This window comes from Novosphingobium aquae, from assembly GCF_037572715.1.
GTDB lineage: Bacteria > Pseudomonadota > Alphaproteobacteria > Sphingomonadales > Sphingomonadaceae > Novosphingobium > Novosphingobium aquae.
Map to the genome: position 1 here is coordinate 197,023 of NZ_JBBHJY010000003.1, position 19,976 is coordinate 216,998.

The window sequence follows — 19,976 nt, forward strand, 5'->3', positions numbered from 1 at the left end:
CCCTCTGCGTCTCCCCTTCTTCCTCTGCGCCTCTGCGTGAACCCCTTCACCTTTTCTTTGCATGAACTCGACAAACAAAAACCCCGCCCGGCGAACCGGACGGGGCATTGTTTTTCGCGAAGCGGAAATGTCAGATCAGTGTGCCGCCAGCGCCGCGAGCAGAAGCAGCGCGACGATGTTGGTGATCTTGATCATCGGGTTCACGGCAGGACCGGCAGTATCCTTGTAGGGATCGCCGACCGTGTCGCCGGTCACCGCAGCCTTGTGGGCTTCAGAGCCCTTGCCGCCGTGGTGGCCGTCTTCGATGTACTTCTTGGCATTGTCCCATGCGCCGCCGCCCGAGGTCATCGAAACGGCGATGAACAGGCCGCCAACGATGACGCCCAGCAGCATGGCACCCAGTGCGGCAAAGCCTGCCGCCTGATCGCCGGCCACCCAGGTGATCACATAGTACACCGCGATCGGGGCCAGCACCGGCAGCAGCGACGGAACGATCATTTCCTTGATCGCCGCCTTGGTGACCAGATCGACCGTGCGGGCATAGTCCGGCTTGGTCTCATAGGTCATGATGCCCGGGTTGTTCTTGAACTGGTCGCGCACGTCCTTGACCACGTCACCCGCAGCGCGGCCAACGGCGGTCATGCCCATCGAACCGAACAGGTTCGGGAGCAGGGCGCCGAGCAGAAGCCCGACGATGACATAGGGATTTTCAAGGCTGAAGTTGACTTCAAGGTTCGGGAAGAACTCCTTGAGGTCGGTCGTGTAGGCAGCAAACAGCACCAGCGCGGCAAGACCAGCCGAACCGATGGCATAGCCCTTGGTCACGGCCTTGGTGGTGTTGCCCACGGCGTCGAGCGCGTCGGTCTTTTCACGGACCGAATCGTCGAGGCCGGCCATTTCGGCAATGCCGCCAGCGTTGTCGGTGACAGGGCCGTAAGCGTCGAGCGCCACGACCATGCCGGCCAACGCCAGCATCGCGGTTGCCGCATAGGCGATGCCCATGAGACCGGCGAGCTGATAAGCGATGATGATGCCGCCGCAGATGACGATGGTCGGCAGGGCGGTGGCTTCAAGGCTGATGGCCAGACCCTGGATCACGTTGGTGCCGTGGCCCGTTTCCGATGCCTTGGCGATCGACTTCACCGGGCGATAATTGGTGCCGGTGTAGTATTCGGTGATCCAGATGATCAGGCCGGTGATGACCAGACCCAGGAACGAGCAATAGAATAGCGTGCGCCCGGTGAATTCCTGGGCCGCGCCCGGGTTGATCACCGTTTCCATGCCGCCCAGCGCATAGCCAATCGCCCACCAGATGGCGGGAACCGACAGCACGGCCGTCACCAGGAAGCCCTTGTACATGGCGCCCATGATGTTCTTGCCGCCACCGAGGCGAACGAAGTAGGTGCCGATGATCGAAGTGACGATGCACACGCCGCCGATCAGCAACGGCAGCGCCATCAGCGCTTCCAGATTGGCAACGCCCTTCAGCAGCAGCGCGGTGAGAACCATGGTCGCACCGACGGTGACGACATAGGTTTCGAACAGGTCGGCAGCCATGCCGGCGCAGTCGCCCACGTTGTCGCCCACGTTATCGGCGATAACAGCCGGGTTGCGTGGATCGTCTTCGGGGATGCCTGCTTCGACCTTGCCGACGAGATCGGCGCCGACGTCCGCGGCCTTGGTGAAGATACCGCCGCCAAGACGCGCGAAGATCGAGATCAGCGAGGCACCAAAGGCGAGGGCGACAAGGCCATCGACCACGGTGCGGTCATCGCCGCCCACCGAATAGCCTGCCACCTGAGTCAGGTACCAGTAGAACCCGGCGATGGCGAGGAGCGCGAGCCCCGCGACCAGCATGCCGGTGATGGCACCGGCGCGGAACGCCAGCGTCAGGCCCTGCTGCAAGCCGGTCTGCGCCGCAGCCGCCGTCCGCACGTTGGCGCGCACCGAGATGTTCATCCCGATGAAGCCCGCCACGCCCGAAAGCACTGCGCCGATGATGAAGCCGGTGGCCGAAATCGTACCAAGGGCGAAAGCGACGATTGCCGCCACGATCACGCCGACGATGGCGATGGTGGTGTACTGGCGCTTCAGATAGGCTTGAGCGCCTTCCTGAATGGCCGCAGCAATTTCCTGCATTTTTGCGTTGCCGGCAGAAGCGCCGAGCACTTGGGTACTGGTAAACGCGCCGTATGCTACGGCGACCAGACCCAGGATAATGGAGATCGTGACTAGGCTCACGGTGTTGCCCCTCCTGTTTAAGAATCCTCTCGAAAAGCGACCCGTTTTTGATTTTTGGAGTCACCCGGGGCGGAGGGCTAAAGTGGCACCGGGGCCTGCGCAAGCCCAAATCGCCCGGTTTTCCCTTAGCTGTGGACGAAACCGGGCCGATCGCCCGGGGAAAGGAGCTTTCCGTCCAGAAGCAGCGCGTTTTCGGACCGTTGCAACACTTCGCCGATCTGCGTGGCCGGGGTGGCCGGCAGCACTCCGGCGGGCAGAGTGAACAGCAGCTCGTAATCGTCGCCCCAGCGCAAGGCCTCGTCGCGGCGCTGTTCGGGCACGGCGATGGGCACGGCGGCACTGTCGATGGCGAAGGTAACGGCAGAGGCGGTCGCCATCCGCAGGGCATCGAGCAGCAGGCCGTCGGAAACGTCCATCATTGCGGTAACCTGCGGGGCGAGCGCCAGCCCTTCGGCAAGGCGGGCCTGCGGGCGGCGATAGGCGGCGCTGTCGCCCGAGCAGGCGTTCAGGGCCTCCAGCCCGGCCATGGCTCCGCCGAGCGATCCGGTGAGCCAGATTGCATTGCCAGGCCGCGCACCGCTGCGCGATGGCACCGGCGTAAAGGTCGCGCGGCCGATTGCGGTGAGGCCCAGTGATTGCGGCCCGTTCGCGCCGGTGGTGTCCCCGCCGAGCAGCTTCGCGCCATAGTGATCCAGCGCCTCGGCGAGGCCCGCAACAAAACGGGCGTCATCCTGCGCAAGTTGATAGCCCAGCAGCACGCCAATCGGTTCGGCACCCTTGGCGGCAAGATCGGACACATTGGTCGCAACCAGCTTCCACGCGACATCGGCGGGGTCTTGGCCCGAGAGGAAGTGTACGCCCTCGACCATCGCATCATGGGTGAGCACGATCGTCTCGCCGCCCAGTTCCAGCACGGCAGCATCATCATTGAACCCGCGCGCACCGGGATGGACAGCCAGCGCCCGCAAAGCTTCAATGAAGGCGAATTCGCCGCTCAGCGCACAGCCTTTGCCACGGCATCCAGTACGCCGTTGACGAACTTCGCCTCGCGCGCGTTGAAGAAGGCGTGGGCGACGTCAAGGTATTCGCTGATCACGCTGCCGGTGGGCACGTCCGCGCGGGCCATCAGTTCGTAGGAGCCAGCGCGCAGGATCTGCAGCATGGTGCGGTCGAGCCGTGCCAGTGACCAGCCTTCGGCCAGGCGCTCGGAAAGCAGCGCGTCGATTTCGTCGCGGCGGGCGATCGTGCCGCTGACGATGTCGTCGAAGAACTGCGTTTCGGCTTCCTCGAACTGCATGTCCTCGATCTCCGCGCCCAGCCGGTGCTGGTGGAATTCATCGAGCAGGCGCGGCAGGCGTGTGTCTTCCATGGTGTGCTGGTACAGCGCCTGCACAGCGGCAAGGCGGGCGGCGGAACGGGACTTGCTCATATGCCGAGCCTCACTTCAATGGAGCGGGCGTGCGCGGGTAGGCCCTCGGCATCGGCCAGCGCAATGGCTGCGGGTCCGATCTTGCCGAGCGACTTTGCATCGCACTGGATGAAACTGGTGCGCTTCATGAAATCGAGCACCGAAAGGCCCGATGAAAAGCGCGCGCGCCGCCCGGTGGGCAGCACGTGGTTTGGCCCGGCGACATAGTCACCCACGGCCTCGGGCGTGTGACGGCCAAGGAACACCGAACCGGCGTGGCGGATCTGCCTGAACAGCGCCTCGGGATCGTCAGTGGCGATTTCAACGTGTTCGGCGGCAAGCGCGTTGGCAAGGGCGGGGGCCTCGTCCAGCGAAGCCACTTCGATGATCACGCCGTGCGTCTTCCAGCTCTCGGCCGCGACGCGCGCGGTGGGCAGCATGGCGAGTTCGACGCCCACGCGGTCAGCCACGGTATCGGCGAACAGCGGATCGTCGGTGATCAGGATCGACTGCGCGGTGGGGTCGTGCTCGGCTTGGCTGAGCAGGTCAGCGGCGATCCAGTCGGCGTCGTTCTTGCCGTCTGCGATGACGAGGATTTCGCTTGGCCCGGCAACCATGTCGATGCCGACAACGCCGAAAAGCTGGCGCTTGGCTTCGGCCACCCAGGCGTTGCCGGGGCCGGTGATGACGTCGACCGGCTTGATCCGCTTGGTGCCATAGGCCAGCGCGGCGACAGCCTGCGCCCCGCCAACGCGCCACACCTCGTCCACCCCGGCAAGGTGTGCAGCGGCGAGGACGAGCGGGTTGATCTGGCCCTTGGGTGTCGGGGTAACGACGACGAGTCGTTCCACCCCGGCAACCTTGGCCGGGATCGCGTTCATCAACAGCGACGATGGATAGGCCGCGCGGCCACCCGGAACGTACAGGCCCGCGGCATCAACCGCATTCCACCGTGCGCCAAGGCGAACCCCGTGCTTGTCAGTCTCGTCGCGGTCGGCTGGAAGCTGGGCTTCGTGATAGGTGCGGATGCGCTTGGCGGCGAGTTCGAGCGCGGCGCGCAGGTCCGGCTGGAGAATGTCGAAAGCCTCGCGGCAGGCCTCGGAGGATATCGACCAGTCGGTATCGCTGGCAAGGACATGGCCGTCGAACCGTTCGGTCAGTTCGGCCAATGCCTCATCGCCGCGGTTGCGCACGTCATCGAGGATGATCTGCACATCGCGCGCGACATCGTCGTCGCTTTCGCGGCGGTCATTGACCAACCGGCGAAAGGCCTGCTCAAAGCCAGCATCGCGGGTATTCAGCCGCAGCATCAGGCCGCGTCCCTTGTGCCCATGGCAGCGCGGAAGGCATCGACCAGCGCGCCGACGCGGGCATCGGTCTTGAGCGCGGCGCGGTTGACGATCAGGCGGGCGGAGACCGGCAGGATTACGCTGGTTTCCTCAAGCCCGTTGTCCTTGAGCGTACGGCCCGTGGACACCAGATCGACGATCCGGCTGGCAAGGCCGAGCCCCGGCGCCAGTTCCATCGCGCCGTTCAGCTTCACGACTTCGGCCTGGATGCCCATGCCTTCGAAGTGGCGACGGGTGAGGTTGGGATATTTGCTGGCGACGCGCAGGTGGCTGACAGGTCCGCCGCCTTGCTGGCCAACCGGTTCGGCAACTGACAAGCGGCAGTGCCCGATATCGAGGTCGACCGGCGCGTAAAGGTCGGAAAAGGCGAACTCTTCTACCACGTCAGATCCGACGATACCGGCTTGCGCCGCGCCGTGCGCCACAAAAGTCGCCACGTCGAAAGCACGCACGCGGATGACTGCCATGTCGGGCGCTTCGCAGGCGAAGGAAAGCGCGCGGCTGTTCTTGTCATGGAACTCGGCCTCGGGCACCACACCGGCACGCGCCATCAGCGGCAGCGCCTCGTCGAGGATGCGCCCCTTGGGCACGGCGAAGATAAGCGGCTTGGACATGGCGCGCGCCTTAGGGCGAGCCGCGCGAAAGGGCAACATATGCCAGATACCGACAGGTCAACTCATGACATCGTGATGGAAGAACAGAATGTCGTGCGCACGCTCGAATGGCAGGCCGACCATGCCACCCGCAACGGCGCGCCGTGCACCGGGCGGCTGGTCCGCGCCTTCATCCCGCTTCTGGCCGGGCCGAGCAAGGTCGGCCAGCGGATGCGCGAATGGCCGGGGCTGAGCCTTGAAGACGCGATGCCGCTGCGGCTGGCTGGCGGGCTTCACTACCTCCACCTGACGGGGGCGGAGCAGCGGCTGGGTCTGGTCTATCGCGGCGAAATGACCGACGCGGATGAGATCGAGGCTGTGGTCGCAGCGGTTGTTGCAGACCATGACGCGGCGCTGGCGGCATGGTTCGCCGGGCCGCCGCAGACGAACGAGGCAGGGCGCTCGGCGGGCATCATGGCGCAATTGCTTTGGCTTTCCGGGCGGCTCGGCCCGCGATTCGAGCTGAACGAAATCGGATCGAGCGCGGGGATCAACACGATGATGGACCGCTTTGCCTTTGACCTTTGCGGGGTGATGGCGGGGGTGGAAGGGTCACCGATGCTGATCCGCCCGGAATGGCGCGGTCCGCCGCAGCCAGACGCGCCGGTGGAGATCGTCTCGATCCGGGGCTGCGATATACAGCCGATTGACCTTGCCGATCCGGCGGAGGCGCTGCGGCTCAAATCCTACGTCTGGCCCGACGCTCCCGAGCGGCTGGCACGGATCGACGCCGCCATCGCGCTCGCCGCGCAGCAGCCGCCCGATGTGGATCAGATGGACGCCGCCGACTGGGTGGAGCGGCGGTTGGCTGAGCCGCAGGCCGAGGGTGTCACCCGCGTGCTGTTTCATTCGATTGTCTGGCAATATATCCCCGAGAACGGCCGCGCCCGGATAGAGACTGCGATGGCGCAGGCGGGCGCGCGGGCGACGGCGGAAAGGCCCCTGGCATGGGTGACAGTCGAAACCAACCGCCAGACCTTCCGCCACGAACTGCGCTGCCGCTTCTGGCCGGGTGGAGAGGAGGAAGCGCTGCTGGGCGAGGCTCACGCGCATGGCGCTTGGGTGGAGTGGTTCGGTTAGCGCTTGGTCGAATCAATAGCCAAATCGGTCCTCCCCGCGAAGGCGGGGACCCATCCGAGCTATCCGTTCAAACGAATACCTATAGGCAACAGGCGACGGCGGATGGGCTCCGCCTGCGCGGGGGCGACGATGGGGATGGTGAAACGTGCTGTCCTACAAACTCCAAGCCATGCGAAACTGGCTTTGGCGCGCCTGCCATTCAAACAGACACCCAAAGTCAACGAAGCCGTACGAATCCGAAAGGTCACACTCCGAAACCCACAACCGGCATGCAACCCCTTGCGGCCACACGCAAAACCCGCGCTCGCTCCACGCATTCAAGCCGACATTCCGTGTCCAGCGCTTCCCCCGTTCCGCCCGCCAAAAACACGTCCGGCAAAGCCACTAGCCCAAATGGCCTCGCTTGGTTACATGGGCCGCCACGATTCTCCCAGCGGACGGTACCTGTGGCAAACCTCGACATCCCCCTCGGCCTTACCTTTGACGACGTGCTGCTGCGTCCGGCCGAGTCCGATATCCTGCCATCGATGGCGGATACCCGCACGCAGCTGACGCGGTCGATATCGCTGAATATTCCGGTGATTTCATCAGCCATGGACACCGTGACCGAGGCTGACATGGCGATCGTCATGGCGCAGCTGGGCGGCATCGGCGTTTTGCACCGTAACCTGACGATCGACGAACAGTGCGCCGCCGTCCGCGCGGTCAAGCGGTTCGAGAGCGGCATGGTGGTCAATCCGATCACCATCGGCCCGGATGCCACGCTGGGCGAGGCGCAGGCGATCATGACGGCGAACCGCATCAGCGGTATCCCGGTGGTGGAAGCGGGCGGCAAGCTGGTCGGCATTCTGACCAACCGCGACGTGCGCTTTGCCCAGAACCCCAGCCAGCCCGTGCGCGAACTGATGACGCATGAGAACCTCGCCACGGTGCGCCCCGGCGTCAGCCAGGTCGATGCCCAGCGTCTGCTGCACCAGCGCCGCATCGAAAAGCTGCTGGTGGTTGACGATGCCTATCATTGCATCGGTCTGGTCACGGTGAAGGACATGGAAAAGGCCGTGACCTATCCCAATGCCACCAAGGACGACACTGGCCGCCTGCGCGTTGCCGCTGCGACCACGGTGGGCGACAAGGGCTTCGAACGGACCGAGGCACTGCTCGCCGCCGAATGCGACGTGATCATCATCGATACCGCGCACGGCCATAACAAGGACGTTGCCCGCGCCGTTGAACGCGTAAAGAAGCTCTCCAATTCCGCACAGGTTGTTGCCGGCAACATTGCCACGGGCGAAGCGGCGCGTGCGCTGATCGATGCCGGTGCAGATGCGCTCAAGGTTGGCATCGGACCCGGTTCGATCTGCACCACGCGCATCGTTGCCGGTGTCGGCGTACCGCAGCTCACCGCGATCATGGATGCCTGCGAAGAAGCCAACAAGTGCGGTGTGCCGGTGATCGCTGATGGCGGCCTGCGCACATCGGGCGATGCGGCCAAGGCGATTGCCGCCGGGGCCAGCTCGATCATGGTCGGCTCCATGCTGGCCGGCACCGAGGAAGCACCGGGCGAGACGTTCCTTTATCAGGGCCGCGCATACAAGTCGTACCGCGGCATGGGGTCGGTCGGGGCGATGGGGCGCGGATCGGCGGACCGCTATTTCCAGGGCGATATCAAGGACCAGATGAAGCTGGTGCCTGAAGGAATCGAAGGTCAGGTGCCTTACAAGGGACCTGCCAAGGACGTCATTCACCAGCTCGTCGGCGGCATCAAGGCGGCGATGGGCTACACCGGTTCCGCCACGATCGATGACCTGCGCACCAAGGCGCAGTTCGTGCGGATCACCGGCGCGGGCCTTCGCGAAAGCCATGTCCACGATGTTACGATCACCCGAGAAGCGCCGAACTATCCCACTCGTGGCTGATCTTTCAGCATGACCCCGGCTGCACGGGTCCAGGCCGGAATCGAAATCCTCGATCTCGTCATCGCCGCCGCTCGCACGGGGGGCGCGCCGGCGGATCGCATCGTCAGCGAATGGTTCCGCACGCGGCGCTTTGCCGGCAGCAAGGATCGCCGCGCGGTGCGCGAGCTGGTCTATTCGGCGATCCGCGCTTGCGGTGATGTGCCGCAGACCGGGCGCTCGGCCATGCTGCGGCTGGCCTGGGGCAATCCCGAGCTGACTGCGCTATTCGACGGTTCACCGCATGGTCCGGCACCGATCGGCATTCGTGAATCGATGGCGGGCGGCGGCGCGGCACCCAAGTGGCTGACGCAGGCGCTGACCGCGTCCGATCTGGGCGGCGGAGAGATCGCAGCGCTGCTCGACCGCGCGCCGCTGGACGTACGGATCAACCGGCTGAAGACCGAGCCTTTGGAATTGCCCGAACCGGGCGAACCCAGCATCGCGCCAAACGGCCTGCGCTTCCCCGCCGGCCTGCCGATCGACAAGTGGGATGCCTTCCTGTCTGGCGCGATTGAAGTGCAGGATGCCGGCTCGCAGCTTGCCTGCAATGCGGTACAGGCGCGGCCGGGGGAAAAGATTATCGACCTTTGCGCCGGGGCCGGGGGCAAGTCCCTGTCGCTCGCCGCGTCGATGGAGAACCAGGGCGAGATCATCGCCTGCGACACAGATCGCCGCCGCCTCTCGCAGTTGCCGCCGCGCGCCGAGCGGGCCGGGGCGACCATCATCACCACGCAATTGCTCGATCCGGGCCGCGAACTGGCCTCGCTCGACAGCTGGCAGCGGCGCGCCGATGCCGTGCTGGTCGATGCTCCATGTTCGGGCACCGGCACATGGCGACGCAATCCCGAGGCGCGCTGGCGGCTGACGACGAAGGAACTCGACCGGCTGATGGCGCTACAATCGCGGCTGCTTGCTGCCGGGGCCAAGCTGGTGCGGCCGGGCGGGCGACTGGTCTATGTCACCTGCTCGCTGCTTGACGGCGAAGGTGCGGGGCAGGTCGGCAATTTCCTAGCCGATCATCCCGGCTGGCGCTCCGAGCCGATCGATCTGCCCGCCGGACGTCCGCGCGGACCGGGCCTGCGGCTGACCCCGCAGCATGACGGGACCGACGGATTTTTCATCGCCAGTTTATCTTCGCCATGTTAGCCTTTGCCCAATGACCACCGCTGAACCCCATGATGCCCCTGCGGTTCACCGGCCCCGGGTTGGAGAGATTTTGATGCGTTACACTCCCGCCGCGCTGGCCCTGTCGCTGGCTCTCGCCCTGTCGTCGAGCGTGCTATATTCTGCCGCGCCGATGGTGCTCGAACCCCGCGCCGCAGCGCTGCAATCTGAAGGCAAATCGGCTCTGGCGGCTGGTAACATCGATGCCGCAATCGATGCGTTTGAGGCCGCGCTGACCGTCCAGCCGGGTTCTGTGCTGCTCACGCTTGATCTGGCCGAAGCCACCCGCCGGCAGGGATTGCAGGGCAAGGCGCTGCACTATTATCGCAAGGCGCTGGTCAGCGATCCGCAGAACCTTGACGCGATTGCCGGAGAAGGCACCGCACTGGTCGAAAAGGGCGCGGTCGAAAAGGCACGCCGCAACCTGACCCGGCTGCAGGGCCTTTGCGGCAAGGACTGCTCGCAGGTGCAGTCGCTGTCCGCCGCGATTGCCAAGGGCCCAAGCCCCCGCGTGCTGACCGCCGAGGCAGTGAAGCCTTCGCCCACGGTCAGTGAGAATTGATCAGATCAACGCCCGGAATTCATCCAGCACAGAGCGATAGACCCGCTTCTTGAACGGCACGATCACCTCGGGCAGCAGGTCAGGCTCCATCCACTGCCACGCGTCAAATTCCGCGGGATCGTGGGCATCAAGCTTCACGTCCTCGTCCGCACCAGTGAAACGAGCGAGGATCCAATGCTGGCGCTGGCCGCGATACTTGCCCTTCCACAGCTTGCCGAGCAGTTCCTCGGGCAAGTCATAGAGCAGCTCCTCGCGGGTTGTGGCGAGTAGGGTGACGTGGTGTTCGCCAACACCGGTCTCTTCCCACAGCTCGCGCAGGGCGGCAGCGTGCAGGTCCTCGCCATCGTCGATCCCGCCTTGCGGCATCTGCCAGTACACGCCGCCCTCATCCGGCTGGCCGCGCGTGTCGATGCGCTTGCCGACGAAGACCTGGCCCTCTGCATTGACCAGCATCACCCCCACGCAGGGGCGATAGGGAAGGGCGCTGTAATCCGTCATGCAAATGCTCCGATTGGGGAAAAACGCCGGGGCGTGCCGGGGATGGACAGGTAAGCGGCCATTCCACGCTTGACTAGTAGGCTTTGCAGGAGTTTGCAGGAACAAGCTTTGGCGGTGAACAGATTTTCTGTCGTGCGCGGCCGGGCGGGAGAGCATAGGGCAGGCCCACAGGCAGGAAGCGCAAGCCGCCAGCAGAGGAAGATCATGGCAACAGTATTGGCCGACAGCGATAGTCAAGGCAGCGCGCCAAGCGCAGCACAACCCGATGCAGTAGTGGTCCGTTTCGCCGGAGATTCCGGCGATGGCATGCAGCTTACCGGCGGGCAGTTCACCCTGTCGACCGCGCTGGCCGGCAACGACCTTGCGACCTTCCCGGACTTTCCCGCCGAAATCCGCGCGCCGCAGGGCACGCTGTTCGGTGTTTCGGCATTCCAGATCAACTTCGGCTCGACCGCGATCGAAACTGCGGGCGATCAGCCCGACGTGCTGGTGGCGATGAACCCGGCGGCGCTGAAGACCAACGTTCAGGCGCTGAAAGAAGGCGGGCTCATCATTGCCGACAGCGGCGAGTTCACCAAGCGCAACCTCGAAAAGGCGAAGTACGAGGTCAGCCCGCTTGACGATGGCAGCCTGTCCAAGTGGAACCTGCTGGCCTTCGACATTTCCGCGCTCACGCTGGAATCGGTGAAGCCGTTCGGCCTTGGCAACAAGGAAGCGCTGCGCTGCAAGAACATGTGGACGCTTGGCCTTGCGCTGTGGATGTTCGACCGTGACCGCGCGCCGCTGATCGAATGGCTGAAGGGCAAGTTCGCCAAGAACCCGGTGCTGGCCGATGCCAATATCGCCGCGCTCAACGCCGGCCATGCTTACGGCGAGACGGCGGAAATCGGCGGGCAGGTCAAGAAGGTGCACGTTGATCCGGCGGCATCGACGCCCGGCCTCTATCGCACTGTTACCGGCGCGGACGCGATTGCCTATGGCCTTGTCGCCGGCGCGCAGCTTGCGGGTCTGAAGATGTTCTTCGGCGGCTATCCGATCACGCCGGCCAGTTCGATCCTGCACAACCTTGCCAAGCTCAAGGAATTCGGCGTCACCACCTTCCAGGCGGAAGACGAGATCGCCGCGATCTGCGCGGCGATCGGCGCATCTTATGCCGGCCAGCTGGGCGTGACCTCGTCCTCGGGCCCGGGCATCGCGCTCAAGGGTGAGGCGATGGGCCTTGCGGTGATTACCGAATTGCCGCTGGTCATCATCAACTCGCAGCGCGGCGGCCCTTCGACCGGCCTGCCGACCAAGACCGAGCAGAGCGACCTCTATCAGGCGGTCTATGGCCGCAACGGCGATACCCCGCTGCCGGTCATCGCCGCGCGTTCGCCGTCGGATGCCTTCGACTGCGCGATCGAGGCGTGTCGCATCGCCACGACTTTCATGACCCCGGTCATGCTGCTGACCGATGGCTACATCGCCAATGCCGCTGAACCTTGGCGCGTGCCGGACCCGGATTCGTTCGAGCCGTTCCCCGTAACTTTCCTTGAGGAGGCCAACGGCCCTGATGGCAAGGTGCTGCCCTACAAGCGCGATGAACGCGGTGTGCGCCCGTGGATCAAGCCGGGCACGCCGGGCCTGATGCACCGCATCGGCGGGATCGAGAAGGCGCCTGAAACCGGTGATCTCGACTATTCGCCCGCCACGCACCAGCTGCAGACCGATGCCCGCAAGGACAAGGTCGATGGCGTCGCCAAGTCGATCCTCGTGCAGGAAGTGACGCTCGGCAAGGAAGGCGGCAAGCTCGCCGTGGTCGGCTGGGGTTCCACCTTCGGCCCGATCCATCAGGCCGTACGCCGTGCACGTAGCAAGGGTATGGACGTCAGCCATATCCACGTGCGCCACATCTGGCCGCTGCCCGCCAATCTTGGCGAACTGCTCAAGTCTTATGACAAGATCCTGGTGCCCGAAATGAACACCGGCCAGTTCAAGACTGTGCTGCGCGACCAGTTCCTCGTCGATGCCCAGCCGCTCAACAAGGTGTCGGGCCAACCCTTCGCCATTGCCGAGATCGAGGCCGCCATTGCGACCTACTTCGACGGCGTTCCCGGCAATGCCGGCGGCGACGAAGTGGAACCGAACGACATGCAACTTCCCAACCCTGTGGGAGTCGACGAATGAACGACATGACCCCCTTCACGACCACCCTCAAGGACTGGGAATCGGACCAGGAAGTCCGCTGGTGCCCCGGTTGCGGTGACTACGCGATCCTGAAAGCGGTGCAGCGCACCTTGCCTGAACTCGGATCGAACCCGTCGAACACGGTGTTCGTATCGGGCATCGGCTGCTCCAGCCGGTTCCCCTATTACATGTCGAGCTATGGCTTCCACACGATCCACGGCCGCGCGCCGGCGTTCGCCACCGGCATCAAGCTGGCCAATCCGAACCTCGATGTCTGGCTGGTAACCGGCGACGGCGACGGCATGTCGATCGGCGGCAACCACACGATGCACATGATCCGGCGCAACCTGAACTGCCAGATCATGCTGTTCAATAACGAGATTTACGGTCTGACCAAGGGCCAGTACTCGCCGACCAGCCGCACTGGCACGACCAGCCCGACGACTCCGGGCGGCTCGGTTGACCGGCCGATGCTGCCTTGCGCCTTCGCTCTCGGCGCCGGCGCGCGGTTCATTGCGCGCGGGTTTGACGTGTCGAAGAACCTGCCCGAAGTGCTGAAGGCCGCTCACCGCCATCAGGGTGCAGCGTTCATCGAGATCTTCCAGAACTGCATCGTCTACAACAAGGACGTATTCGAAGATTTCGCCGCTCCCAAGGGTGCCGAGGCGCGCCAGCTCTGGCTGAGAAACGGCGAACCGATGCTGTTCAACGGCGGCACGCAGGGCATTGCGCTCGATATCGATGCGCTGAACCTCAAGGTTGTCGATATCGTCGATGGCGATTGGCAGGCGGCGGGCGTGATCGTCCATGACGTCACCAACCGCTCGGTCGCGCACATGCTGGTCGAAATGCCGTTCGGGCCATACCCGATGGCGCTCGGCGTGATCTATGACGATCCGCGCCCGACTTATGAAACCGCCGTTCTCGAACAGGACGCGCGGATGAACGAGGGCAAGAGTGCAAACCTCGCGAAGTTGCTCGCCAAGGGCCAGACCTGGACGGTGGAGCCGACCGGGCCGGACCTCTAGGGGCTTTCGGGTACGGCGTCAGCAATGGCTTTTGCGGGGCGGTAGAACAGCGCCTCGGCAAGGAAGGCCCAGCCGGCGCCGCCCAGCCAGCCGGCGATGACGTCGCTGGGGTAATGGACGCCCAGAGCCACCCGGCTTGAGGCGACCAGCATTGACAGGACGGCAGCTGAGCCGATCAGCGTCCAACGCACCCGCCGCCGCACGCTGTAGGTCGCAAAAGCGAGCGCGATGGCAATGAAGCCCAGCGCCGAATTGAAACTGTGTCCGCTCGGGAAGCTCATGCCGCCGGCTTCGACCAAGTGCGGCACGAGGGAAGGGCGGGGGCGGCCGACGAGGTCCTTGATCGCCAGTTCGATGGCGAGGCCGGTGAGGATCGTCACCACCATCAGCACCGCCTCGCGCCGCAGCCGGAGGAAGAACAGCGCGACGAAGGCCCCAAGCTGGACAATCGTGCGCAGGACGCCGCCGCCAAGCGCAGTTATATCCCGTACCGCTTCGGCCCATGCAGGCGAGCCGGCCAAGGCAAGGTCGCCATCGCCGCGGAACAGCCGGAGTCCAGCATCGTCGAAGGCGCCCGTCCGGCCCGAATGGACGAGCCAAGTGATCAGCGCGAAAGCGATCCAACACATCGCGCCCGCCAGTACCGCATGGCGGGAATCGATCTGCCAGCCGCGTTTTGGCAGGATGACAGTTTCGGCGGGAAGCGGCGTATCCATGTCCGCAATAAGGCATTGGTTCGCCAAAGGTTGCAAGCGCGCGGCAATGTTGCCAACCACGGGCGATGGATAATCTCACCCATTCGCTGATCGGCGCGGCGCTCGGTCAGGCGGGGCTCAAGCGCAAGACGGGGCTGGCCATGCCGGCGCTGATCATCGCGGCGAACCTGCCGGATATCGATGCGCCTTGCGTGCTCTACGGCGTCGAATCGCTCGCGATGCGGCGGGGTATTACCCACGGGCCGATTGCGCTGGTGCTGCTGCCACTGGTGCTGGCGGGGCTGCTGATTGCCTTCGATCGCTGGCAGGCGAGGCGGGGGAAAAGGCCCGAGGGTAGGCTTCCGGTCCACACCGGCTGGCTGATCGCGCTGTGCTACATCGGCATCCTCACGCACCCGTTCTTCGATTGGCTGAACAGCTACGGCATCCGCCTGCTTGAACCGTTCTCGCACCAGTGGTTCTACGGGGATGCGCTCTTCATCGTTGATCCGTGGATATTGGCAATGCTTGGGGCCGGGATCTGGCTGTCCCGACGCAGGGAGCGGGCTGGGGCCGACCAGTGGCGGAAACCAGCGAAACGCGCATTGATAGGGATATGCGCCTACGTTCTGCTGAACATGGCGATAACCACCGGGGCCTTCAAAGGGCTCCGATATGATGGCCCCAATGTCCAAGTTTACAATCCAGTGCCAATCGCGTTCTGGCGAAGAGAAGTCCTATGGCGTGACGATGGAGAAAGGTACGTTATTGACCGGCCGGAATTCTTTGGGGCCGCTCAAAGTTCAATTACTGATGAGCGCCACTGGTCCGACTACAAAGACTTTGGCCCCACAAACATGTCCGACCCCCGCATCACCGAATGGTCGAAGAGCGACCCTGCCGCGAAGGCATTCCTGTTCTGGAGCCGGATGCCGGTTGCAGAACTCCACGATGATCACATCATCCTACGCGACCAGCGCTTCCTTGGCTCACCCGCGTCTGGCCAATTCACTGTGACCCTGCGAAAGCCAAACCCATGACCGCCCCCGTAATCGTCTGGCTGCGCCGGGACCTTCGCCTTGCCGATCAGGCTGCGTTCCATTCTGCGGCTGAAAGCGGCGCACCGGTGATTCCGGTCTATGTCCTCGACGACGACACGCCCAAGCATCGCGCAATGGGCGGAGCTTCGCGCTGGTGGCTGCACCATTCGCTCGCCAGCCTTGATGCGGACTTGCGAAAGCTGGGATCGCGGCTTTTGCTGCGCCGGGGAGCGAGCGGCGATGTGCTGGCGGAATTGGCGGCAGAGACCGGCGCGCGCGAGGTTCACGGCCTGCATCACTACGAACCGTGGTGGCGCAATGCCGAGCGAGCGGTGGCCAAGGCGCTCGACTTGCACCTTCATCATGGCAATTACCTCGCGCCGCCGGGATCGGTGCTGACCGGCGGCGGGACGCCCTACAAGATATTCACGCCCTTCTGGCGAGCGCTGAGCGAGACCCTGCCGCCCCCCGATCCGCTGCCCGCGCTGGGGAAGCTGTCCGCCCCGGAAAGCTGGCCGAAGTCGGAAGATCTTGCCGACTGGAACCTGCTCCCGACCAAACCCGACTGGGCCGGCGGTTTTCTCAGCGAATGGAACCCCGGAGAGGCCGGCGCGGCAGAGCGGTTGGAGGACTTCACCGATAAGGTCTCCCGCTATGCCGACCAGCGCAACCTGCCATCGGTCGAGGGTACATCACGCCTGTCTCCGCATCTGCATTTCGGGGAAATTTCGCCCGCCACGATCTGGCATGCAGTCGCTTCGCACAAAGGCAGCACCAGCACCTTCCTCGGCGAGATCGGCTGGCGGGACTATGCGACGAACGTGGTCCAGCAATTCCCGGATTACGGTGCGAAATCATACAAGGCGGAGTTTGACAACTTCACCTGGCGCAGCGGCCCGGAAGCGGAGGCTGACCTCAAGGCATGGCAACAGGGGCGTACCGGCTATCCCATTGTAGATGCGGGGATGCGCCAGCTTTGGGCGACCGGGTGGATGCACAACCGGGTACGGATGATTGCCGCCAGCTTTCTGATCAAGCATCTGCTGATCGACTGGAAGCGTGGCGAAGAGTGGTTCTGGGATACGCTGGTCGATGCCGACTATGCGCAGAATTCGGTGAACTGGCAGTGGTCAGCCGGAAGCGGGGTCGATGCCAACATGTTCGTGCGGATCATGGCGCCGCTGACGCAAAGTCCGAAGTTCGATGCCGCCGGCTACATCCGCAAATGGGTGCCCGAACTGGCAAAGCTCAGGGATGACGTGATCCACGATCCCACGGTGCGACCCTCTGGTTATCCAGATCGGATCGTGGACCACGCCTTCGCCCGCAATCGGGCGTTGGACGCTTACAGGATGGGCCGATAGACGGAATCGCCGCGCCAGCGGGCGAGGATATTGTCGTGGACGATCGGGCTGAGCAGATTTTCGAAGGCGCAGCCGGCCAGGCTGTTGTCCCACCACACCACCTGGGCGGGCAGGGCTTCGAGTCCGGGCAGGGTCAGCCAGCAGACCGATCCGGGGTGCAGGCGGTTGATCGCCGAGCAGCAGAAGCCGCCCAGTGACAAGTCATGCACGACCGTGGTGAAGCTGCGCATGCCCGACGCGCGGAAGCTGCCGGGAATCTGGATGCGCGTACGCGGGGCGCAGCGATCTTCCTGTGCCGCGATATGATAGCGATCTGGGGCGAGATAGTCTGTGCTCATTGCCGTGCTCCGGTGTTGGCAGGCCGACCTCCCGAAAGCGGGAAACCGGACAACAAGCGCACGCGACCCTTTGCGTCCGCTGCAAGCATTATCCCAGATTGCGGTTGCGCGGAGTTTATGAAGCAGTGTTAACGGATTGGCGGCTGCCGGTGGCAAATTGTTTACCAAGCAGCGCAACAACCTGTTCAGCAACTTCCGCGGGAAGCTTGACCGTCTGCGGGTCTTCGCCCGGATAGGCCTTGGCGCGCATCGCAGTGCGGGTCGCGCCCGGATCAACAATGGTGACCCGTATCTTGCTGATATTCTTTACTTCTTCGGCGTAGCAAAGCAGCAGAGTTTCGAACGCGGCTTTGCTCGCGGCATAGGCGCCCCAGAAGGCGCGGGGCTTGGTTGCCACGCTGGAAGTGACCGCGATCACCCGCGCATCCTTGCTGGCCTTGAGCATCGGATCGAAGGCGGCAAGCAGGGCCTGCTGGGCCAGGACGTTGGTTGTTAACGCCTTGTTGAACCCGGCTGATTCGATCTGCGTTACAGCCATCAGCTGCGGCAGGACCGCGGCGTTGAGCACGAGAATGTCGAGCGTCTGCCAACGGCCGCGCAGGGCAGCGGCGAGGCGGGCGATCCCGTCTGGTTCGGCAAGATCAACCGGTGCGATGGTGGCATGGCCGCCGGCGGCAAAAATGCGTTCCTCGACCGCTTCGAGCGCCTTGGTATCGCGTCCGGTGAGGATAACGTGCGCCCCGGCAGCAGCAAGCGCTTCGGCAGTGGCCGCACCGATGCCCCGGCTCGATCCCGTGACGAGGGCGAGCTGGCCGGCAAATGGCAGATCGCTCATGTCAGTTCGTCAACCGCCAGTGAAAGCTGGTCGGGCGATTCCTTTTCGATCAGGTCGGTCAGACGCGTCGGATAATCGCCGGTGAAACAGGCATCGCAATAGCTGGGCTTTGCCGCATCGCGCTTGGCTTCACCAACTGCGCGGTAAAGCCCGTCGATCGAAACGAAGGCGAGGCTATCGGCATGGATGAATTCCGCCATGCCCTGAATGTCCATGCGCGCGGCAAGCAGCTTGCTGCGTTCGGGCGTATCGACGCCGTAGAAGCACGAATTGTTGGTCGGCGGGCTGGCGACGCGCATGTGCACTTCGGCAGCGCCGGCATCTCGCATCATCTGCACGATCTTCAGGCTGGTGGTGCCGCGCACGATTGAATCGTCGATCAGCACGATGCGCTTGCCCGCAACGAGCGCGCGGTTGGCATTGTGCTTGCGCTTTACATCGGCATGACGGGCACCGTCTTCCGGTTGAATGAAAGTGCGCCCGACATAGTGTGACCGGATGATTCCAAGTTCAAAGGGAATGCCCGATTGCTGCGCATAGCCGATGGCGGCCGGTACGCCGCTGTCTGGCACGGGGATTACCAGATCGGCTTCGACCGGGGTTTCCTTGGCCAGTTCGACGCCGATCTGTTTGCGCACTTCGTAGATCGAACGGTCACCCGTAACTGAATCCGGGCGGCTGAAATAGACGTGCTCGAAAATGCAGGGGCGCGCTGCATGATTGCCGAACGGGCGATGGCTGGTGACCCGGCCATCGATGCGGACCTCGACGATTTCGCCGGGTTCAACTTCGCGGACGAAATCGGCACCGATAACATCGAGCGCCACGGTTTCGCTGGCGAAGATCGTCGCATCGCCCATTTTGCCCATGACCAGCGGACGGATGCCCAGCGGATCGCGGCAGGCAACCATGCGCTTGGGCGTGGTGCAGATCAGTGAATAGGCGCCTTCAACCATGCGCAGGGCATCGACGAACTTGTCGAGCAGCGTGGGATAGCGGCTGGTAGCGATGAGGTGAATGATGACCTCGGTGTCAGAGGTCGACTGGAAGATCGAACCCTTGTTCACCAGCTCGCGCTTGAGCGCCATCGCGTTGGAAATGTTGCCGTTATGCGCGATGGAAAACGCCCCGCGCGCCAGATCGGCGTGGAGCGGCTGCACATTGCGCAGGCCTTGTCCGCCGGTGGTGGAATAACGCACGTGGCCCGATGCCATGGTGCCGGGCAGCTCGGCGAACATGGCCGGGCCGGAAAACACCTGCGCCACGTGACCGATACCGCGGCGGGCATAGAAATCGGCACCGTCCACGCTGACGATACCGCAGGCTTCCTGCCCGCGGTGCTGCAGGGCGTGAAGCCCCAGCGCCGTGATGGACGCCGCGTCCTTGGCGCCGATAACGCCGAAAATGCCGCATTCTTCGCGCAGCTTGTCGCCATCTGCGTCGAAAAAGGGATGAGTGAGGTTCATTGGGATTCGCACCGGACCTTGCCTGGCCCGCGCTTTGGCCCGCTTGCCGGGGAAAGGCAAGCACCGCTTTGCGCTTCACCATTGCCCTGTGCGGGGGAGCGCCCTAAATGCCGGTTGCGCTGCGAAAATCTGCC

The 19,976-nt window shown here is 64.1% G+C and carries 18 protein-coding genes; 8 read left to right on the forward strand and 10 right to left on the reverse strand.

The window, feature by feature from the left end; translation table 11 throughout:
- Window positions 1-135: 135 nt before the first annotated feature.
- The 5 genes from WG900_RS08340 to hisG all read right to left on the reverse strand — a co-directional run bounded on the left by WG900_RS08340 (window position 136) and on the right by hisG (window position 5,612).
- Complete coding sequence (locus WG900_RS08340; RefSeq protein ID WP_339966252.1) at window positions 136-2,241, reverse strand: sodium-translocating pyrophosphatase; 2,106 nt, start codon at window positions 2,239-2,241, stop codon at window positions 136-138.
- 125 nt (window positions 2,242-2,366) lie between these two features.
- Entirely contained in the window at window positions 2,367-3,239 is an 873-nt protein-coding gene (gene thiL, locus WG900_RS08345) for a thiamine-phosphate kinase (RefSeq protein ID WP_339966516.1), read from the reverse strand.
- A complete protein-coding gene (gene nusB, locus WG900_RS08350) occupies window positions 3,236-3,670 on the reverse strand; it encodes a transcription antitermination factor NusB (RefSeq protein WP_339966253.1) in 435 nt (144 codons plus the stop codon). Before nusB ends, thiL begins: the two co-directional genes overlap by 4 nt.
- On the reverse strand, window positions 3,667-4,959 hold the full coding sequence (gene hisD, locus WG900_RS08355; protein ID WP_339966254.1) for a histidinol dehydrogenase: 1,293 nt from the start codon (window positions 4,957-4,959) through the stop codon (window positions 3,667-3,669). The genes nusB and hisD overlap by 4 nt, the downstream gene beginning before the upstream one ends.
- A complete protein-coding gene (hisG, locus tag WG900_RS08360) occupies window positions 4,959-5,612 on the reverse strand; it encodes an ATP phosphoribosyltransferase (protein WP_339966256.1) in 654 nt (217 codons plus the stop codon). Before hisG ends, hisD begins: the two co-directional genes overlap by 1 nt.
- A gap of 39 nt (window positions 5,613-5,651) precedes the next feature.
- Here hisG and WG900_RS08365 point away from each other — a divergent pair, with 39 nt between their 5' ends.
- The 4 genes from WG900_RS08365 to WG900_RS08380 all read left to right on the forward strand — a co-directional run bounded on the left by WG900_RS08365 (window position 5,652) and on the right by WG900_RS08380 (window position 10,412).
- The gene (locus WG900_RS08365; RefSeq protein WP_339966257.1) at window positions 5,652-6,731 is read left to right on the forward strand and encodes a DUF2332 domain-containing protein; all 1,080 of its coding nucleotides are present in this window, start codon (window positions 5,652-5,654) and stop codon (window positions 6,729-6,731) included.
- Window positions 6,732-7,177: 446 nt separating this feature from the next.
- The gene (gene guaB / locus WG900_RS08370) at window positions 7,178-8,647 is read left to right on the forward strand and encodes an IMP dehydrogenase (protein ID WP_339966258.1); all 1,470 of its coding nucleotides are present in this window, start codon (window positions 7,178-7,180) and stop codon (window positions 8,645-8,647) included.
- Between the two features lie 9 nt (window positions 8,648-8,656).
- Window positions 8,657-9,832, forward strand: coding sequence for an RsmB/NOP family class I SAM-dependent RNA methyltransferase (locus WG900_RS08375; protein WP_339966259.1), 1,176 nt, complete (start codon window positions 8,657-8,659; stop codon window positions 9,830-9,832).
- 73 nt (window positions 9,833-9,905) lie between these two features.
- Window positions 9,906-10,412 carry a tetratricopeptide repeat protein gene (locus WG900_RS08380; RefSeq protein WP_339966260.1) on the forward strand — a complete coding sequence of 169 codons (507 nt, stop codon included), beginning with the start codon at window positions 9,906-9,908 and terminating at the stop codon, window positions 10,410-10,412.
- Here the strand turns inward: WG900_RS08380 and WG900_RS08385 are convergent, their stop codons facing one another.
- On the reverse strand, window positions 10,413-10,910 hold the full coding sequence (locus tag WG900_RS08385; RefSeq protein ID WP_339966261.1) for an RNA pyrophosphohydrolase: 498 nt from the start codon (window positions 10,908-10,910) through the stop codon (window positions 10,413-10,415).
- Window positions 10,911-11,114: 204 nt separating this feature from the next.
- On the opposite strand from WG900_RS08385, the gene WG900_RS08390 reads away from it, so the two are divergent.
- Together WG900_RS08390 and WG900_RS08395 are read left to right on the forward strand one after the other, a co-directional pair.
- Window positions 11,115-13,076, forward strand: coding sequence for a 2-oxoacid:acceptor oxidoreductase subunit alpha (locus WG900_RS08390; RefSeq protein ID WP_339966262.1), 1,962 nt, complete (start codon window positions 11,115-11,117; stop codon window positions 13,074-13,076).
- A complete protein-coding gene (locus tag WG900_RS08395) occupies window positions 13,073-14,104 on the forward strand; it encodes a 2-oxoacid:ferredoxin oxidoreductase subunit beta (protein WP_339966263.1) in 1,032 nt (343 codons plus the stop codon). Before WG900_RS08390 ends, WG900_RS08395 begins: the two co-directional genes overlap by 4 nt.
- Here WG900_RS08395 and WG900_RS08400 read toward each other — a convergent pair.
- The gene (locus WG900_RS08400; RefSeq protein ID WP_339966265.1) at window positions 14,101-14,820 is read right to left on the reverse strand and encodes a phosphatase PAP2 family protein; all 720 of its coding nucleotides are present in this window, start codon (window positions 14,818-14,820) and stop codon (window positions 14,101-14,103) included. The genes WG900_RS08395 and WG900_RS08400 overlap by 4 nt on opposite strands.
- Before the next feature lie 65 nt (window positions 14,821-14,885).
- Between WG900_RS08400 and WG900_RS08405 the strand changes: the two genes are divergently transcribed.
- Together WG900_RS08405 and WG900_RS08410 are read left to right on the forward strand one after the other, a co-directional pair.
- Window positions 14,886-15,839, forward strand: coding sequence for a metal-dependent hydrolase (locus WG900_RS08405; protein WP_339966267.1), 954 nt, complete (start codon window positions 14,886-14,888; stop codon window positions 15,837-15,839).
- Window positions 15,836-17,203, forward strand: a complete 1,368-nt coding sequence (locus tag WG900_RS08410) for a cryptochrome/photolyase family protein (RefSeq protein WP_339966269.1) — start codon at window positions 15,836-15,838, stop codon at window positions 17,201-17,203. The genes WG900_RS08405 and WG900_RS08410 overlap by 4 nt, the downstream gene beginning before the upstream one ends.
- Here the strand turns inward: WG900_RS08410 and WG900_RS08415 are convergent.
- The 3 genes from WG900_RS08415 to purF form a co-directional block, all read right to left on the reverse strand.
- Window positions 17,185-17,541, reverse strand: coding sequence for a PilZ domain-containing protein (locus WG900_RS08415; RefSeq protein ID WP_310531880.1), 357 nt, complete (start codon window positions 17,539-17,541; stop codon window positions 17,185-17,187). The two genes, WG900_RS08410 and WG900_RS08415, sit on opposite strands and share 19 nt — an antisense overlap.
- Window positions 17,542-17,656: 115 nt before the next feature.
- Window positions 17,657-18,376, reverse strand: a complete 720-nt coding sequence (locus WG900_RS08420; protein WP_339966271.1) for an SDR family NAD(P)-dependent oxidoreductase — start codon at window positions 18,374-18,376, stop codon at window positions 17,657-17,659.
- Window positions 18,373-19,842 carry an amidophosphoribosyltransferase gene (purF, locus tag WG900_RS08425; protein ID WP_339966273.1) on the reverse strand — a complete coding sequence of 490 codons (1,470 nt, stop codon included), beginning with the start codon at window positions 19,840-19,842 and terminating at the stop codon, window positions 18,373-18,375. Before purF ends, WG900_RS08420 begins: the two co-directional genes overlap by 4 nt.
- Between the last annotated feature and the right edge of the window lie 134 nt (window positions 19,843-19,976).

Excerpts from the sequence above, each read along its gene's own strand:
- nusB (WP_339966253.1), bottom strand. The coding sequence starts at position 3,670 with ATGAGCAAGTCCCGTTCCGCCGCCCGCCTTGCCGCTGTGCAGGCGCTG.
- hisD (WP_339966254.1), bottom strand. The coding sequence starts at position 4,959 with ATGCTGCGGCTGAATACCCGCGATGCTGGCTTTGAGCAGGCCTTTCGC.
- hisG (WP_339966256.1), bottom strand. The coding sequence starts at position 5,612 with ATGTCCAAGCCGCTTATCTTCGCCGTGCCCAAGGGGCGCATCCTCGAC.
- WG900_RS08365 (WP_339966257.1), top strand. The coding sequence starts at position 5,652 with ATGCCAGATACCGACAGGTCAACTCATGACATCGTGATGGAAGAACAG.
- WG900_RS08375 (WP_339966259.1), top strand. The coding sequence starts at position 8,657 with ATGACCCCGGCTGCACGGGTCCAGGCCGGAATCGAAATCCTCGATCTC.
- WG900_RS08380 (WP_339966260.1), top strand. The coding sequence starts at position 9,906 with ATGCGTTACACTCCCGCCGCGCTGGCCCTGTCGCTGGCTCTCGCCCTG.
- WG900_RS08385 (WP_339966261.1), bottom strand. The coding sequence starts at position 10,910 with ATGACGGATTACAGCGCCCTTCCCTATCGCCCCTGCGTGGGGGTGATG.
- WG900_RS08390 (WP_339966262.1), top strand. The coding sequence starts at position 11,115 with ATGGCAACAGTATTGGCCGACAGCGATAGTCAAGGCAGCGCGCCAAGC.
- WG900_RS08395 (WP_339966263.1), top strand. The coding sequence starts at position 13,073 with ATGAACGACATGACCCCCTTCACGACCACCCTCAAGGACTGGGAATCG.
- WG900_RS08400 (WP_339966265.1), bottom strand. The coding sequence starts at position 14,820 with ATGGATACGCCGCTTCCCGCCGAAACTGTCATCCTGCCAAAACGCGGC.
- WG900_RS08405 (WP_339966267.1), top strand. The coding sequence starts at position 14,886 with ATGGATAATCTCACCCATTCGCTGATCGGCGCGGCGCTCGGTCAGGCG.
- WG900_RS08410 (WP_339966269.1), top strand. The coding sequence starts at position 15,836 with ATGACCGCCCCCGTAATCGTCTGGCTGCGCCGGGACCTTCGCCTTGCC.
- WG900_RS08415 (WP_310531880.1), bottom strand. The coding sequence starts at position 17,541 with ATGAGCACAGACTATCTCGCCCCAGATCGCTATCATATCGCGGCACAG.
- WG900_RS08420 (WP_339966271.1), bottom strand. The coding sequence starts at position 18,376 with ATGAGCGATCTGCCATTTGCCGGCCAGCTCGCCCTCGTCACGGGATCG.
- purF (WP_339966273.1), bottom strand. The coding sequence starts at position 19,842 with ATGAACCTCACTCATCCCTTTTTCGACGCAGATGGCGACAAGCTGCGC.